The sequence below is a fragment of the Pectobacterium versatile genome, assembly GCF_020166435.1.
Classification (GTDB): Bacteria; Pseudomonadota; Gammaproteobacteria; order Enterobacterales; family Enterobacteriaceae; genus Pectobacterium; species Pectobacterium versatile.
Genome location: NZ_JAINZP010000014.1, coordinates 53,785 through 69,450 on the forward strand (window position 1 = coordinate 53,785; position 15,666 = coordinate 69,450).

General features: G+C 47.5%; 15 protein-coding genes and 2 pseudogenes. 3 read left to right on the forward strand and 14 right to left on the reverse strand.

All coding sequences use genetic code 11. The features are described 5' to 3' along the window. The first annotated feature begins 104 nt into the window (after positions 1 to 104). The 3 genes and pseudogenes from flgK (at position 105) to K7X24_RS15515 (ending at position 4,161) form a co-directional block, all read left to right on the forward strand. The gene (gene flgK, locus K7X24_RS15505) at positions 105 to 1,799 is read left to right on the forward strand and encodes a flagellar hook-associated protein FlgK (RefSeq protein WP_224555676.1); all 1,695 of its coding nucleotides are present in this window, start codon (positions 105 to 107) and stop codon (positions 1,797 to 1,799) included. A gap of 31 nt (positions 1,800 to 1,830) precedes the next feature. Then, a complete protein-coding gene (gene flgL, locus K7X24_RS15510; RefSeq protein WP_224555678.1) occupies positions 1,831 to 2,784 on the forward strand; it encodes a flagellar hook-associated protein FlgL in 954 nt (317 codons plus the stop codon). Between the two features lie 251 nt (positions 2,785 to 3,035). Further along, a pseudogene (locus tag K7X24_RS15515) lies at positions 3,036 to 4,161 on the forward strand (IS3 family transposase). 32 nt (positions 4,162 to 4,193) lie between these two features. Here the strand turns inward: K7X24_RS15515 and K7X24_RS15520 are convergent. The 14 genes and pseudogenes from K7X24_RS15520 to fliF all read right to left on the reverse strand — a co-directional run. Further along, a pseudogene (locus K7X24_RS15520) lies at positions 4,194 to 4,442 on the reverse strand (helix-turn-helix domain-containing protein); the annotation flags it as partial. A 100-nt stretch (positions 4,443 to 4,542) separates the two neighbouring features. Next, positions 4,543 to 5,328, reverse strand: a complete 786-nt coding sequence (gene fliR / locus K7X24_RS15525; protein ID WP_224555680.1) for a flagellar biosynthetic protein FliR — start codon at positions 5,326 to 5,328, stop codon at positions 4,543 to 4,545. Positions 5,329 to 5,330: 2 nt separating this feature from the next. Further along, positions 5,331 to 5,600 carry a flagellar biosynthesis protein FliQ gene (gene fliQ, locus K7X24_RS15530; protein WP_224555682.1) on the reverse strand — a complete coding sequence of 90 codons (270 nt, stop codon included), beginning with the start codon at positions 5,598 to 5,600 and terminating at the stop codon, positions 5,331 to 5,333. A gap of 20 nt (positions 5,601 to 5,620) precedes the next feature. Further along, positions 5,621 to 6,316, reverse strand: coding sequence for a flagellar type III secretion system pore protein FliP (fliP, locus tag K7X24_RS15535; protein WP_224555717.1), 696 nt, complete (start codon positions 6,314 to 6,316; stop codon positions 5,621 to 5,623). Positions 6,317 to 6,393: 77 nt separating this feature from the next. Beyond that, the gene (fliO, locus tag K7X24_RS15540) at positions 6,394 to 6,816 is read right to left on the reverse strand and encodes a flagellar biosynthetic protein FliO (RefSeq protein ID WP_224555684.1); all 423 of its coding nucleotides are present in this window, start codon (positions 6,814 to 6,816) and stop codon (positions 6,394 to 6,396) included. Next, positions 6,816 to 7,229, reverse strand: coding sequence for a flagellar motor switch protein FliN (gene fliN / locus K7X24_RS15545; protein ID WP_015840788.1), 414 nt, complete (start codon positions 7,227 to 7,229; stop codon positions 6,816 to 6,818). The genes fliO and fliN overlap by 1 nt, the downstream gene beginning before the upstream one ends. After that, on the reverse strand, positions 7,222 to 8,235 hold the full coding sequence (fliM, locus tag K7X24_RS15550; RefSeq protein WP_224555686.1) for a flagellar motor switch protein FliM: 1,014 nt from the start codon (positions 8,233 to 8,235) through the stop codon (positions 7,222 to 7,224). The genes fliN and fliM overlap by 8 nt, the downstream gene beginning before the upstream one ends. A gap of 5 nt (positions 8,236 to 8,240) precedes the next feature. Continuing rightward, positions 8,241 to 8,720 (reverse strand): flagellar basal body-associated protein FliL, encoded by a 480-nt coding sequence (gene fliL / locus K7X24_RS15555; protein ID WP_010279620.1) that lies wholly within the window; start codon positions 8,718 to 8,720, stop codon positions 8,241 to 8,243. A gap of 155 nt (positions 8,721 to 8,875) precedes the next feature. Next, entirely contained in the window at positions 8,876 to 10,171 is a 1,296-nt protein-coding gene (locus K7X24_RS15560) for a flagellar hook-length control protein FliK (RefSeq protein WP_224555688.1), read from the reverse strand. Next, positions 10,168 to 10,614: a flagellar export protein FliJ gene (gene fliJ, locus K7X24_RS15565; protein ID WP_224555690.1), complete on the reverse strand. Its 447-nt coding sequence runs from the start codon at positions 10,612 to 10,614 to the stop codon at positions 10,168 to 10,170. Before fliJ ends, K7X24_RS15560 begins: the two co-directional genes overlap by 4 nt. Positions 10,615 to 10,622: 8 nt before the next feature. After that, on the reverse strand, positions 10,623 to 11,993 hold the full coding sequence (fliI, locus tag K7X24_RS15570) for a flagellar protein export ATPase FliI (RefSeq protein WP_224555692.1): 1,371 nt from the start codon (positions 11,991 to 11,993) through the stop codon (positions 10,623 to 10,625). Continuing rightward, positions 11,993 to 12,715, reverse strand: coding sequence for a flagellar assembly protein FliH (gene fliH, locus K7X24_RS15575; protein WP_224555694.1), 723 nt, complete (start codon positions 12,713 to 12,715; stop codon positions 11,993 to 11,995). Before fliH ends, fliI begins: the two co-directional genes overlap by 1 nt. Further along, positions 12,708 to 13,700: a flagellar motor switch protein FliG gene (gene fliG, locus K7X24_RS15580; RefSeq protein WP_224555697.1), complete on the reverse strand. Its 993-nt coding sequence runs from the start codon at positions 13,698 to 13,700 to the stop codon at positions 12,708 to 12,710. Before fliG ends, fliH begins: the two co-directional genes overlap by 8 nt. Beyond that, positions 13,697 to 15,418, reverse strand: a complete 1,722-nt coding sequence (gene fliF / locus K7X24_RS15585) for a flagellar basal-body MS-ring/collar protein FliF (protein WP_224555698.1) — start codon at positions 15,416 to 15,418, stop codon at positions 13,697 to 13,699. The genes fliG and fliF overlap by 4 nt, the downstream gene beginning before the upstream one ends. Positions 15,419 to 15,666 lie beyond the last annotated feature (248 nt).

Below are 15,666 nucleotides of genomic sequence, written 5' to 3' on the forward strand. Positions count from 1 at the left end.
TTCCTGACCGATAAAGTAATTAACTTATGTAGCGTATTTGCTGCTTTCAGCATTTGGTTAATCGCGCAGGGCGACAAGAACCTGTGTAAAAGGAACAACACCCTATGTCCAATTTAATTAACACCGCGATGAGTGGCTTAAAAGGTGCACAGGTTGCGCTGAGTACAGTGAGTAACAACATTAGTAATCAGGCTGTTACTGGCTATAGTCGGCAGAATGCGATACTTGAGCAGGCTATTAGCAGCAGCACATCTGCTGGATATATTGGTAACGGTGTCAATGTTGTTAGCATTAATCGCCAATACAATGAATTTATCACCAATCAGCTGCGTGCTGCACAAACGACAAGCAGCTCGGTTTCTGCTTACTACGAGCAAATTTCCAAAATTGATAACCTACTCGCGAGTAGTACTACGAGCCTTTCATCAACAATACAAGGCTTCTTTTCAAACCTGCAGAACCTCACCAGCAATGCAGGCGATTCGTCTACTCGTCAAACTGTACTGGGTAAAGCGGAAGGGCTGGTAAACCAATTTAAAGTTACAGATAAATATTTGCGTGACATGGACAGTGGTCTGAATACACAGATTCAAAGTATTGTTGGCCAAGTGAACACGTATACCGATCAGATTGCGTCTTTAAATAACGAAATTACGAAGCTAATGGGCGCGAATAGCGGTACGATGCCTAATGATTTGCTCGATCAGCGAGATCTTCTCGTCGATCAGCTTAATAAATTGGTCGGTGTTGATGTTACTGTTCAGGATGAGATTGTTTACAATGTAGCATTGAAAAATGGTACCAGCCTAGTTCAGGCTGGTACGAGCAATCAGTTAGTAGCAATAGGTTCCAGTAGCGATCCTACTCGTCTTACTATCGGATATAAAGACCGGACAAATGATGTTGTCACGTTGAATGAAAGCACCTTAACCGGTGGCTCATTAGGCGGTTTGCTCTCTTTCCGTTCAGAGACTCTAGATGAGGCGCGTAATCAACTGGGGCAGTTAGCACTGGCATTCGCTGATGCATTTAATACTCAACATCAGGAAGGTTATGATCGTAATGGTGTTAAAGGTGGCGATTTCTTCTCCTTTGGTAAGGCTGTTGTCCTGAATGACAGTAAAAATAGCGGCAACGCAGCATTAACACCATCTTATACTGATACTAAAGACGTGCAGGCAACCAATTATTCGATTAAATATGATGGTAGTAATTGGCAAGTTACTCGTTTGTCTGATAATTCAAAATTTACAGCAACGGTAGACTCGTCTGACAACAGCCTGAATTTTGATGGCATCAAGATGGCTATCACAGGTACACCTGCAACAAACGACAGTTTTGTGCTCAAACCAGTTAATGACGTGATTATCGATATGTCAGTGGCTATTTCCGATCCGAATAAGATCGCTGCTGCATCCGTTAAGCTCGATGATGCGGGCAACCCAGTTGTTGATGGAAGCGGTAACCCTGTCTTTGGTGGTGTTAGCGATAATACTAACGCTAAGGCGTTGTTGGCGCTGCAGAATGAAAAAATCGTAGGTGGGAAGGCGAGTGTTTCTGGTGCATACGCCGGCTTGGTTGGGACGATTGGTAACCAGACCAGCACCTTGAAGATAAATAATACATCGCAGCAAAATGTTGTTAAGCAACTGACCGCAGAACAACAGTCCGTATCTGGCGTGAACTTAGATGAAGAGTACGGCGATCTGATGCGTTATCAGCAATACTATATGGCAAATGCTCAGGTCATCAAAACAGCACAATCCATATTTGATGCACTTTTAGCGGCCCGTAGCTAGTTTGACCATTTAATAAAGAGGAATTGATACCATGCGCTTAAGTACCAGCATGATATACCAGCAAAATATGCAAGGCATTATTAATGGTCAGGCAACGTGGCAAAAAACAGGTGAGCAATTGTCAACTGGAAAGCGGGTTGTCAATCCATCAGATGATCCGATCGCGGCTGCGGGTGCAGTTATGCTTGGTCAGGCACAATCAGAGAACGGTCAATATACGCTTGCACGTACATTTGCCAAACAAAGCATGTCCCTGGAAGAGTCTATTTTGGATAAGAGCGTTACTACGATTACCAGTGCATTGACTGAGGTAATCAAAGGCGGCGGCGTTCTGAGTGATGACGATCGTAAATCGGTTGCGACTTCTCTGCGTGGAATGAAAGCTGAATTGCTCAATATGGCTAACAGCACTGATGGTAACGGCAATTATATTTTTTCTGGCTATGAGACAGACAATGTTCCTTTTGTTGAGGGGGCTACAGGTGTTGAGTATTTAGGCGGAAACCAAGCTATTTCACAACGGGTAGATGCGGCTCGAAATATGACGGTCAGCCATGTTGGTTCTTCTGTATTCAATGGAATAACCGGTGACGCTCAAAAAGAACCAGATGGTAGTATTCAATCGGATTTATTTAAGACGTTGGATATTGCAATCAAATCTCTTGAAACGCCAATTGCAGATGCTGATGAGGCAACAAAAGCTAGTGTAGCTGCAGCGTTAGAGACAGCAAACCGTGGTTTAAAAAATTCGTTGAATAATATTTCAGCTGTCCGTGCAGAGTTAGGTATTCAGCTCAATGAAATTGATAACCTTGATGCAATTGGTAAAGATCGCGATGTAGCAAACAAAACGACATTATCACAATTGCAGGATACTGATTGGTATGACGCTATTTCGTCTTACATCATGCAGATGTCTTCTCTGCAGGCTTCCTATACAGCTTTTCAGAATATGCAGGGAATGTCGCTCTTCCAGATGAGATAGTAGTAATAGAAAATGCTTATCTATTCTACTTCACGGTTTGAATACGCTTAAACCGGGCGTATTTTTTAGGCGTGTCACTCTTTTCATTATATTGAATGGATGACATGCCATTTTTTATTCACTCTCATTCTGAATTCTCTCTGCTATTTTTTATATAACATTTGCCACTTCATCACATCGGTGCATGCTGCCGTTGACCTGCTCTCCGTTGATTAATACACCGCGATGTTAGTAATGTCTTCATAAGCCACATGAGGACATCCCATGAAGAAGCGTTTTCCGACGAACAGATCATCAGTATCCTCCGCGAGGCCGAAGCCGGGGGGGCGGCCCGGGAACTCTGCCGCAAGCATGCTATTTCAGACGCCACCTTTTACACCTGGCGTTTGGCGGCATGGAAGCCCCCGAAGTAAAGCGACTCAAGTCCCTTGAAGAGGAGAACGCCCGTCTCAAGAAGCTACTCGCTGAAGCCATGCCGGATAAGGAGGCGCTTCAGGTGGCTCTGGGCCGAAAGTTCTGACGACAGACCAGAAGCGGGAAGCCGTGGAAGTCATGTGTGAGGCAACGGATCTGTCGCAACGTCGTGCCTGCAGGCTGGCAGGTCTGTCCCTGTCAACCTGCCGTTATTCGGCTCAGTGTCCGGCTGCTGACTCGCAGCTATCTCTACGCATCACAGAGCTGGCACTTGAACGCCACCGCTTTGGTTACCGACGTATCTGGCAGCTTCTGCGGCGTGAAGGTCTTTGCGTTAATCACAAGCGGGTTTACCGCATCTATCACCTTAATGGCCTGAGCGTAAAACGCAGACGGCGGCGTAAAGGGCTAGCAACGGAGCGGCTTTCGCTTCTGCGCCCGAATGCACCTAACCTGACCTGGTCGATGGATTTTTTCATGGATGCACTCGGCAGCGGCCGCCGGATTAAGTGCTTTACCTGTGTGGATGATTTCACGAAGGAGTGCCTGACGATCACCACTGCATTCGGGATTACAGGCGTTCAGGTGACATGCATTCTGGACAAAATTGCGCTGTTTCGTGGCTATCCTGCGACGATAAGAACCGATCAGGGCCTAGAATTTACCTGCCGTGCGCTCGATCAATGGATTTTTGAGTATGGTGTTGAGTTGCGCTTAATCCAGCCGGGTAAGCCAACTCAGAACGGATTTATTGAGAGCTTTAACGGCCGCTTTCGGGATGAATACCTGAATGAGCAGTGGTTCAGCGATATTCTTCATGCCCGGAAAATCATTAATGACTGGCGGCAGGACTATAACGAGTGCAGACCTCATTCATCACTGAATTACCAGACATCATCTGAATTTGCAGCAGACTGGAGAAATGGAAAATTAGAAGGTAAACAAACCGACATTACTAACTGATCGTTGTATCTAATACTGGGGGCAGGTCAAGACCACTGGGGATCTCGTCTGGGCCTGAGGCTTTGTAGTCCTTCAATACCATGTAAAGTAAACCAATTTATCCATCGACCGACGGATGAGCGAGCAGCGCAGAGCAGCCTGGCAACGTCTGCGACGGTCATCCCGCGAGGTCGCATCAGCATGGCAGTGAGCCGTCTGGCGTAATTTTTATCGCGTGTCTGCTGGATTTCTTTACGCATCAGTCGTCGTTCTTCATCAGGGATTACTGCTATGATCGGCATAGCTCAGTCCGGTTGGTGATTTAGTGGTGTTTGGCGATTGATCAGATCGCTCAACTTGGACTGAGTTCCCTTCAAGTGATCTATTATTACGCAAAGCTATTTAGGAAGTTGACAACTGGCTAAGAATATCAGCGAGTAAATCGAAAACCTCACTGAATAAATGTTCTGCGAAAGGGGGGATTAACGGAATTAATAAGCCTAGAGTCATGATCCCGACAGTGAGGGTAATTGGGAAGCCGACAACAAATATTGAGAGTTGAGGTGCGACACGATTCAACATGCCTAATGCTAGGTTGATAGTTAGCAAGAGGGTTATGATAGGAAGTGCTAGCATCAAGCCGTTAATAAAAATTAGTCCACCGGCGCGCGCAAGCGCGAGAAAGGCATGACTATTAATAGGATTGGCGCTGACGGGCAGAGTATAGAAACTATCTGCTAATAGAGAAATTAGCCAGAGATGACCGTCAAAGGTTAAAAACAGTAAAATTGCAAGAATATTTAGGAAACGAGCCACTACCTGCATATTCGGACCGCCCGTTGGATCAAAGAAGGTCGCAAAGGCAAGACCCATCTGTAAGCCAATGAGTTCGCCAGCATGACGAATAGCGGCAAATGCTAACTGCATTGACAGGCCGAGTGTAACGCCGATGAGAATTTGCTGTATTAGCAGCCATATGCCTGCGGCAGAAAAAATAGGCGTGGTGTTTAACGGCAAATAGGGTGCAACGAGCAAAGTAATCAGCACACCCAGACCAATTTTCACTCTATTACTTATTGCTCTTTCGTTAAAGACTGGTGCGGTACTGATTAACGCAAGAATTCGGACAAAAGGCCAGAAAAACTGGCTAGCCCAATTCACCATGTCCCAACTGTTAAACGTCAGCATGTTTACCCAATAATATTAGGTAACTGGCCGAATAGCGTACGCATATAATCCAGCATAAGATTTAACATCCAAGGCCCTGCGATCACTAAGGTGAGGAAGACAGTTAGGATTTTAGGGATAAACGACAGTGTCATTTCGTTTATCTGGGTGGCGGCCTGTAAAAGGCTAATAGTCAGTCCGCTGAGCAGTGCTGCCATCAAGGGAGGGGCTGCAAGTGCCAATGCGATTTTCATTGCTTCATAGCCAAGCGCCATCACCGATTCTGGTGTCATTGTCGCATTCCTCTATTCGTCTAACTATAAAAACTTTGGGCTAATGAGCCGAGTAGCAGTTGCCAGCCATCGACTAATACAAAAAGCATTAATTTAAAGGGCAAAGAAATTGTTGCCGGAGGAACCATCATCATCCCCAGCGCCATCAATACACTGGCAACGACGAGGTCGATAATTAGGAAAGGAATAAATACGGTGAAACCAATTTGGAAAGCTGTTTTCAGCTCACTTGTCACAAATGCGGGGAGAAGTACACGCATGGGCACCGCTTCAGGCCCCTGAATCTCTGGAATTTCTGCCAGCCTGGTAAACAGGGCCAGATCGGTTTCCCGAGTCTGCCGCAGCATGAACTCACGTATAGGTTCTGCACCACGTTCGATAGCGACTTCCATGCTGATTCGATCCTGACTGAATGGAAGATAGGCTTCTTCATAAACGCGGTTTAATACCGGAGACATGACAAAGAATGTCAGAAAAAGCGTCAACCCTAACAATACTTGGTTCGGTGGCGCGGTTGGCGTGCCTAGCGCATTACGTAACAGGCTTAGTACAATGATGATACGGGTGAAGCTCGTCATCATTAGCAAGGCGGCAGGGAGAAACGTTAATGATGTGAGAAAAACCAGCGTTTGTACTGATAGCGTCCAGCTCTGCCCACCGTTAGGTAGCGGTTGCGTCACAATTCCGGGGAGCTGTGCCCATACTGATGGTGCCATGAACAATAAACCGATGGCTAAACCATAGCACAGCGTGCGAGGCAAGGAGGTGATATGAAAATAATTAGGCAAGGTACTCATTCCGATTTTTCCGGACGCTTTAAAACTTTCTTTAACAGTTGATTGAAATCTACCGGCTTGATATCGCCAGTGGAGGAACTGTCATTGGTTGGTTGTGCTGGGAGTGTATGCAGCGGCGTGATTTGCTGAGCCGTAACACCTAACACTAGCCAAGTATTATCAACCTCTACAATAACGACTCGTTCACGCTGCCCGACAGGACAACTGGACACCACTTTTAGCAACTTATTTTGCTTGGCTTGTGGGGCAAAGCCGAGTTTACGGGCAAGCCAAGCAATCAGTAGAATAAACAATAAAATACCAGCAAGCACACTACCAACCTGCGTCAGTAACATACTGCCAGTAAGTGGTAGTTCAGTAACAAGAGTCGACTGTTGGCTTGCTACTGAAGTAGGGGATGATACCAAGGCTGTTGTCATTAACGACTCAGGCGGCGCATACGTTCAGATGGTGTAATGATGTCTGTAATACGAACACCATACTTGTCAGATACGACGACGACCTCACCTTGGGCGATCAGGTAGCCATTGATTAGAATATCAAGCGGTTCTCCTGCTAAGCCATCAAGTGCAACAACAGAACCTTGTGTTAGGCGCAGCAGCTCTTTTATCGTCATTTTAGTCCGACCAAGCTCAACGGTGAGTTTGACAGGAATATCCAATATAAGATCGATATCTTGGAGGGCACCCAGCGGATCATGACCTTCTAGCGACTTAAAAATGCCTTCTGTTGTCGCGGCCGGTTTTTCTGCAGCCTGCTGCTCGTTAAATGCATCAGCCCACAGATCGTCCACTGATTCCTTGTCGTCGGACGGTTTCTTGGTGTCACTCATGGGGCTGTTCCTCGTTATCCAGAGAATTCAATATAGGGTTAATCAAATGTTCAACACGTAGGGCATATTGCCCGTTCAATGTGCCATATTGGCTAGTCAATACAGGCACACCATCAACATGAGCAACGATTTTGTCAGGTTTGTCGATCGGTAATACATCACCGGGCTGCAACTTCAGAATTTTGGACAGTCGCAGCGGAATATCAACAAAGCTTGCAACTAATTCCAATTCGGAATGTTGTACCTGTTTGGCTAGCGTGTCCCGCCAGCTCTGATCTTCCTGACGTGAGTTTTCCAATGGTGGATTCGCAAGCAGTTCACGCAGCGGTTCTATCATTGAAAAAGGAATACAGATGTTAAATTCACCAGTTAGCGAACCTATTTCAACATGAAACGGCGTAGTAACAACAATATCATTAGGCGACGTTGTGATGTTGGTAAACTTGACCTGCATTTCTGAACGCACGTATTCGATGTCAAGTTTATAAATTGCATTCCAAGCTTCACCATAGGCTTCCAGAGCCAAGCGTAACATACGCTTAACCACGCGCTGCTCTGTGTGGGTAAATTCGCGACCTTCGACTTTTGTCGGGAAGCGTCCATCACCACCGAAAAGGTTATCTACGGCGATAAACACCAAACTTGGCGAAAATACGAATAACGCAGTGCCACGTAGTGGTTTTAAATGAATAAGGTTCAGGTTTGTCGGTACCGGAAGATTCCTAGCAAACTCGTGATAAGGCTGGATCTTGATTCCACCCACAGTAATGTCGGGGCTACGGCGCAACAGGTTAAACAATGCCATTCTAAATTGGCGCGCGAAACGCTCATTAATTATTTCTAATGCCTGTAAACGCTCACGGATAACGCGTCGCTGAGTATTCGGATCATAGGGTTTAACATCCCCATCCGTTTTTGATGCCGCATTGGTGTCAGCATTGCTATCGCCGCTGTCGCCATTTAATAGTGCATCAATTTCTGCTTGTGAAAGAATACTATCGCCCATAATGGTTACCGCAGTATAAAGGCCGTGAACAGAACATCAGTAACGACCTGGTTAGGTTGACCAGGAACTAATGGTGGGCTTAGCACTTGCTTAATTTGCTCGATCAGCTTCTGTTTACCTTGCTCATTGGCAAGAGCAATCGCGTCCTGACGAGAAAGCAATAATAACAGTCTGCTGCGAACTTCTGGCAGATAATTAGTAAAGCGTGTACGCGTTGCTTCATCTGGCAAACGCAGAGTGAATCCAACATATAACACGCGGTCAGGGTCATTATCTGCATTGACGAGATTAACGGTAAAGGTATCCAGTGGCATGAAAACAGGCTCTGGCGGCGGCGGTGCTTCCTGCTCAGCCGTTGCTGCGTTTTTCTGATTTAATAGCCACCAAGCGGCACCCGCAGCACCGGTTGCAGCGAGAGCAACGATAATCAGTAGTATTAGCCAAATAGACCGTTTACGTCCTGGTCGAACTTGCATATCAGACATAGCCAAAGATAGTTCCCGTTACTTATCGATATTTGTTGCTGGATGAAACCGGCAATAAATAAATGCGTAATGTCGATGATTATCCTGCCTATTGCAATCTTCAATACAGAGAATAGGCAGGGAAAATCGTGCTAACTTATTCGTTTACTTCACTTTCAGGCAAAGATATCAACGCCATTGACCGATGATGCCATTGATCTTAGCGGTTTTGGTACGTCTAATAATTCACTTGTGCTTTCTGATGAATGGCCAAATTGCTGCTGGTAAGACGGGCCACGATTATTGCCATCATTGTTATTGCTGGACATTTGTTGCTGCCAGGCGGATGAATCACTGCCTACGCTGCTCTGGCCAAGGTTAATTCCGCTTTCTGCCATTGCATTACGCAAATGGGGTAGCGCGGCTTCCAGCGCTGCACGAACTTGGCTGCTTGCTGAAGCCAGATGGATTTGTGCTTGGTTATCATCAATTTTTAGGCTGATGTGCAGTGCACCTAATTCCTGCGGATTCAAACGCAACTCAGCGGTCTGCTGACCATTACGGCTGAACATAATGATTTGCTGACCCAATGCATCTTGCCATTGTGGTGAGCCAAATGGTGCATTCAACTGCGCATTTGTGACCTGAGGGGCTGGAGCGGTACTTCCTACTGATGCAGGTTGAACGTGCATAGCCTGCACCACTGGTGGTGTTGCTTGAGACGTGCTGTTACCTAACGCAGAAACCGATTCAGATGCATTGCGATCGCCAGCGAGGGAATGAGGTGTCGTCAGTGCAAATTTTGCAACATCATCCGCAGACTCGGTTGCTGTCGATGACGTTTGTTTGGTTGCATGTCGCAGATCGCGTGATATGTCAGCGTCTTTATCTGGCATTATTGATGTGCCAAGCAGCTTTGCCAGTGTGCTTTTAGCATTTTCACCCGTACTGCCTAGTGCCGCTGTGGAAGCTTCATTTTGGCGTTTAGTATCAATTAGCCCCGGAATATGTAAACCCGTATTTGCGGCTGTCGCTGCGACACTATCGGTGGCAGCTTGCGTAGGCAGTGGCGTTGCTTGCAACATGGCAAGCAGTGCCTGCATTGCAATCGTGTCGTCTGTAGTATTGTCGCTATCTTTTTTATCTAGGCCTTTTAGCCTAGCCTGTCCTGCAATTTCTAGATTTTGCTCACCCGCTGTAATGGTTGCTCCACTCAGAGAGTTGAATGAAGAAAGCAGGGCATTTAAATCGTCACGACTGAGCGAAGCATTATCTTTCCCTAAAGCATTTAGCAGGGCTTCTTCGTCCACTTTATCGAGCGTCTTTTTACCCGAGGTATCGACTACTTGTGATATGCGTTTGCTCAACAGATCAACAAAATCTTTTGGCAGCTCACCCTGTGTCAGTAGAGAAGCAGAAGAACTGCTTGTATCACTGGCGGTGATAGCTATAGGTAACGCGGACAGATTCATGATTCTGCTTTCCTCTGTGAGGCCCGTTGGGCAAATTCATCCATTTGTTTTTGTTCTATTTTATTGTCTTTGGCTAGCTGTCTTGTCACTTCACGATCCTGCAGTTTCTCAAATGCGTTCAACCGCTGCTGTTTTTCTTGCCATGTCTTCATTGCTAAATCTAAACGTGATGTCCATTGCGAGAGTTGTTGTCTATGCTGCTCAATTGCACTGTCCAGCGTTCGGATGAATTGCTGATAATTTTGCCAACTATTATTCGCCATACCAGAGGACATCGTCGAGTTCAATTTTTGACGATAATCATCCTGATAGTTTAACAGCATATTGAGTTGCTGCTCGGCTTGTTGATGAGCCTGACGTACCTGGCCTAATTGCCCTGCGGCTTTCTCAACGTCCTTCTGCGCCAGTTCACGTAGTGTAACCAGCGGTGACTGGGTTTTCATCTGCTCTCCTACTCGTTACGAGGGAAAATAGTGTGCAACGCCTGACAGGATTCTTCATAGTTACTTTGTTCAAACATACCCTGCTGCAAGAAGGCTTCCAGGTGCGGATAGAGCCGAATTGCTTTGTCAAGCATAGGATCACTGCCTGCTGCGTAAGCACCAACACTGACTAAATCACGGTTACGTTGGTAGCTGGATAGTAATTGTTTAAACTGCCTTACAGAAGCATAGTGGCCTTCATCGATCAACGATGTCATCGCCCGACTAATCGATGCTTCAATATCAATTGCCGGATAATGGCCTGACTCAGCGAGTTGACGGGACAACACAATATGTCCATCAAGGATGGCACGCGCGGAGTCAGCTATAGGATCCTGCTGATCATCACCTTCTGTCAGAACCGTATAGAAGGCGGTGACTGAACCACCGCCATGAATACCATTTCCTGCGCGTTCAACCAGCGCGGGTAATTTAGCGAAGACAGAAGGGGGATAGCCCTTGGTTGCCGGTGGTTCACCAATAGCTAAAGCAATTTCACGCTGTGCCATGGCATAGCGCGTGAGCGAATCCATGATTAGCAGAACGTGATGACCGCGATCGCGAAAATCTTCAGCAATACGTGTGGCATACGCTGCCCCCTGCATCCTTAATAATGGAGAAACATCCGCTGGGGCGGCAATAACAACAGAACGCGCGCGTCCTTCTGTGCCCAGGATGTTCTCGATAAAATCTTTCACTTCTCGGCCACGTTCACCGATAAGGCCAACAACAATGACGTCTGCCTGAGTATAGCGCGCCATCATGCCCAATAGCACACTTTTACCAACCCCTGAACCAGCAAACAAACCCATTCGCTGACCTCGGCCCACGGTGAGCAAGGCATTGATGGCCCGAACACCCACATCCAGAACACTTTCGATTGGCGTTCTCTGCAATGGGTTGAACGGCGGCGTAATCAGCGGTGCGCGATAGCCTGTATCGGGTGCGGGTAAACCGTCCAGCGGTTTTGCGCTACCATCTAGCACACGACCAAGTAGTTCAGGGCCTAATGGTAATTGCTTTCCCTGACTGCTGCTGTCTTGGCCGATACGGGCGTAAACACGTGCTCCGGGGGTAATGCCTTCAACTTCTTCCAGTGGCATAAGAAAGAGCTTTTGCCCGTTGAAACCGACAACTTCGCTTTCGATCTCTTCAACCTGAGAACCATTCTGCCGTTCGATAAGGCAGGTTGCGCCCAGCGGCATATGCAACCCTGTCGCTTCCAATACCAAACCTGTCGCTCGGGTTAAGCGGCCGTAACGACGCACCGAAGGTGTGTCATCAATACGCTTCTCAAATGAATCAAGAGAAGAGAGCCAGCGCCCGAGGCGTGAAGTCATTATAATTCTCCTGGGGCGGCTAAACGACAAAGTTCATGCCAACGTGTTGCCAGGCTGGCATCCAGATCGCCTTCTTCTGCGCTGACCTTGCAACCACCAGGATGAAGTTGGCTATCAGCAAGTAACCTCCAGCCATGTAAGCTGAGTGTCGGGCCCAAATACTGTTCAACGCGTTCCAGGTCGGAAGGATGAACGCGCAATTGCGTCTTACCTGAGAACATAGGTTCTTGCTGAATCAATTGCTGTATCTGACCGAGCAGAGCGTTGCCGTCACATACCGGAGGTTGCCCCAGGATTTGCTTGGCTGCGGTCAGTGCTAGTTGCATCAGGCGAGCAGGGATCACACTGTCAAGAGTATCCAACGTTTGTTGGAATTCGGTGACCATTTGCTGCATCTGTTCGATGATCGGTTGCTGCTGCTGTAAGGCGTTTTGCAAACCTTGCTGTTGTCCCTTTGCTAAGCCTTCCTGATAACCTGCGTCATAGCCTTGTTGATGGCCTTGAGCAAAACCTGTTTCTCGCGCCTGTTGCATCGTGCTTTCACGCAGAGATGCCAGCTCATCCTCTACGGTAGGAATAGCGTTTTCTTCGTTGAAACGCTCCATATCAGGCACTTCAGGTTCATCATTTACCTGATGTGCCGGTACGGACTTTGAAACAGGTTCAGCCAGGTCATTGAGCTTCCAAGGCTGCCAAGCCAGATTTTTGGGGGCGTTAGACATAGGCATCCTCGCCGCCACCGATAATCATCTCGCCACTGTCTGCCAGTCGACGAACGATAAGCAGAATCGCTTTCTGTTCGTTTTCGACCTGCGACATACGTACCGGACCGCGAGTTGCAAGGTCGTCGCGAAGAATTTCTGCAGCACGCTGAGACATGTTGCGCAGGAATTTCTCGCGTAAAGGTTCTTCGGCGCCTTTCAATGCCAGCAGAAGAGACTCGGATTCGACCTCCTGCAGAAGGCGCTGGATGCTGCGGTCGTCCACGTCCACCAGATTTTCGAACAGGAACATTTCGTCGATGATTTTCTGTGCCAGTTCACCATCGAACTCGCGCACAGCATCGATAACAGCTTCTTCCTGCTGGGTTTTCATCAGGTTGATAATCTCAGCCGCAGTACGAACACCACCCATTTTGCTGCGTTTGAGATTCTGGCCATCTAGCAAGCCATTGAGGACGTCTGTCAACTCTGCGAGTGCAGAAGGCTGAACACCGCCGAAGGTCGCAATACGTAGCATGACGTCATGGCGAAGGCGCTCATCAAACAGGGCTAAGATATCGGCAGCCTGAGCACGCTTCAGATGCACCAAAATTGTTGCAATAATCTGTGGATGTTCGTCGCGGATAAGATCTGCGGCAATCTGCGGCTCCATAAAGTTGAGCGTTTCCATTCCACTTGTGGAGTCGCGGCTCTCAAGAATATCTTCCAACAGACTAGACGCTCGTTCTTCACCAAGGGCTTTGACAAGCACTGAACGAAGGTAGTCGCCAGCATTTACACTGAGAGCAGCATATTGCTCAGCATCAGCCTCAAACTCTTTAAGGATTTCTACAAGCTGCTGATGTGAAACCTGACGCATGTTTGCCATTGCAGAACTGAGATGCTGCACTTCCTTTGTCGAAAGGTGGGTAAACACTTCCGCTGCGCGGTCTTCACCAATGGTCATCAATAAGATGGCGCTTTTTTCTGTTCCTGTCAGGGTCATAGTTCAGTACTCATCCATTGACGAATTACCAGAGCGACCACGCGGGGGTCGTTTTCAGCCAGTTCGCGTATCCGGTTACTTTGCATTTCCGCACTGACGCGCTGTTGAGATTTTCTTTGTTGTTCAATTTCAGATGTACTGAGATTCACAACCACATCATCATTACCTCGATTCAAGGCCGCCGCAGCCAGAGCCGCTTCTTGTTGCAGCGTTTTTCTCTGCAATTGCGGACGGACCAATTTACGCCACAGAATCCAAGCAACGATCAGAACTAGCAGCCAACGACCAGCTTCCATCAGGAGATCGAAAAAGGCCTGTTTTTGCCAGAATGGGAGCTCACCAGAACCGTCGGTGCTGTCCATAAATGGCGTGTTAACAACATTTAATGTATCACCACGTTCAGCAGAGAAGCCCATCGCTTCGCGTGCTACGGTTTCAATCTGTTTGAGCTGATCTTCCGTCAGTGCAATCGGTTTACCATCCTCACCAGGAGGCTGATAGTTAACGATAACGGCTGCAGACAAGCGCTTCACACCACCCGTGCTGTGTTTGGTGTGTAAAATAGTCTTGTCGACTTCATAGTTGGTTGTTGCATCATTGCGGACATTCGATGTCTGAACAACGGTATTGGCATTCGCAGCATTAGCTTGTGCACCTGCTGCATTATTTTGGTTCTGTTGGCCTGCCTGATTATTCGCATTGGCGTTGGCATTATTTGGCGGCGTCGCGATAGGTGCTGTTGGTGCTGGTGCTGGCTGATTGGTTAATGCTCCAGGAACGCCACCTACGTTTGGGCCTCCTCGCTGCTCACTCTGGCTAGTTTGTTGAGAGCGAACGGCTGCTTTATCTGGTGGTTGGTTGGGTTGATACTGCTCATCCGTTTGTTCGCGGGCTGAGAAATCGATTTGTGCGGTGACCTGTGCATGCACATTGCCCATACCAACCATTGGGGCGATGATTGACTCTATACGGCGTTGGTACATCGCCTCGACTTCGTTGCTGTACTTAAGTTGGGCAGCATTCAAATCGCGGCCACTGCCACCTGCCTGAGTTAACAGACGTCCGGTTTGATCGACGACGGTAACATTATCCGGTGGCAGGCCAGCAACGCTGCTGGAAACCATGTAAACAATAGAGTTTATTTGACCTTCATCTAATGCACGACCTGGTTGTAATGTCAGGGTGACAGAAGAAGAGGGGGATTTTTGCTCACGAACAAACAGCGAAGGTTTCGGTATGGCAAGGTGAACCCGCGCATTCTGAACGGGGCCTAGCGTTTCTATCGTTCTGGATAGTTCGCCTTCCAACGCACGCTGGTAATTGATCTGCTCGCTGAATTGGCTGATGCCAAATTTTTCTTTATCGAGCAATTCAAAGCCAACAGCGCCACCTTTAGGCAGCCCCAATTGAGCCAGTCGGAGTCGAGTCTCATAGACGTTTGCGGCGGGAATCATAATGGCGCCGCCATTTTCCGCAAAGCGATAAGGAATATTCAGCTTTGTTAATTCGCTGACAATCGCACCGCCGTCTCGGTCGTTTATATTGCTATAAAGTACCCGATAATCTGGGCCTTTAGCCCATAACGTCAATGCGACGACGATTGCAATCGTCGCAGCTGCTGCGATCAAGAGCGGAATCTTCGGATTGGCGCGTAACCGGTTGAGTATTTCGCCAAAGCTATTTTTACCGGTAGCGGAGCCGGTTAATGAGGCGTTCATACTCTATCTCTGCTTGGTTGTTGAACGATATACTTAACGTTGTGACGTGACAAAACAGAACTCCCTGATTGCGCAATCAATAAAACATTTGCCTACATTTATCGGCATGTCATTATTTTCCGTAAAAGAAAAATCGATGGGTCGATAAGGTGGCATTTTTCACCCTAATTACCCCATTTAGGCTAAGAGTGGTGTGATAGGGTACTTCTGTCATAAATATGCATGAAAAGCCTAATCAGCATGGTTTA

Coding starts and splice junctions, on each gene's coding strand:
- fliM (WP_224555686.1), bottom strand. CDS start 8,235: ATGGGCGATAGTATTCTTTCACAAGCAGAAATTGATGCACTATTAAAT.
- fliR (WP_224555680.1), bottom strand. CDS start 5,328: ATGCTGACGTTTAACAGTTGGGACATGGTGAATTGGGCTAGCCAGTTT.
- fliJ (WP_224555690.1), bottom strand. CDS start 10,614: ATGAAAACCCAGTCACCGCTGGTTACACTACGTGAACTGGCGCAGAAG.
- fliO (WP_224555684.1), bottom strand. CDS start 6,816: ATGACAACAGCCTTGGTATCATCCCCTACTTCAGTAGCAAGCCAACAG.
- flgK (WP_224555676.1), top strand. CDS start 105: ATGTCCAATTTAATTAACACCGCGATGAGTGGCTTAAAAGGTGCACAG.
- flgL (WP_224555678.1), top strand. CDS start 1,831: ATGCGCTTAAGTACCAGCATGATATACCAGCAAAATATGCAAGGCATT.
- K7X24_RS15560 (WP_224555688.1), bottom strand. CDS start 10,171: ATGAATCTGTCCGCGTTACCTATAGCTATCACCGCCAGTGATACAAGC.
- fliF (WP_224555698.1), bottom strand. CDS start 15,418: ATGAACGCCTCATTAACCGGCTCCGCTACCGGTAAAAATAGCTTTGGC.
- fliG (WP_224555697.1), bottom strand. CDS start 13,700: ATGACCCTGACAGGAACAGAAAAAAGCGCCATCTTATTGATGACCATT.
- fliP (WP_224555717.1), bottom strand. CDS start 6,316: ATGGCACCATCAGTATGGGCACAGCTCCCCGGAATTGTGACGCAACCG.
- fliL (WP_010279620.1), bottom strand. CDS start 8,720: ATGTCTGATATGCAAGTTCGACCAGGACGTAAACGGTCTATTTGGCTA.
- fliH (WP_224555694.1), bottom strand. CDS start 12,715: ATGTCTAACGCCCCCAAAAATCTGGCTTGGCAGCCTTGGAAGCTCAAT.
- fliQ (WP_224555682.1), bottom strand. CDS start 5,600: ATGACACCAGAATCGGTGATGGCGCTTGGCTATGAAGCAATGAAAATC.
- fliI (WP_224555692.1), bottom strand. CDS start 11,993: ATGACTTCACGCCTCGGGCGCTGGCTCTCTTCTCTTGATTCATTTGAG.
- fliN (WP_015840788.1), bottom strand. CDS start 7,229: ATGAGTGACACCAAGAAACCGTCCGACGACAAGGAATCAGTGGACGAT.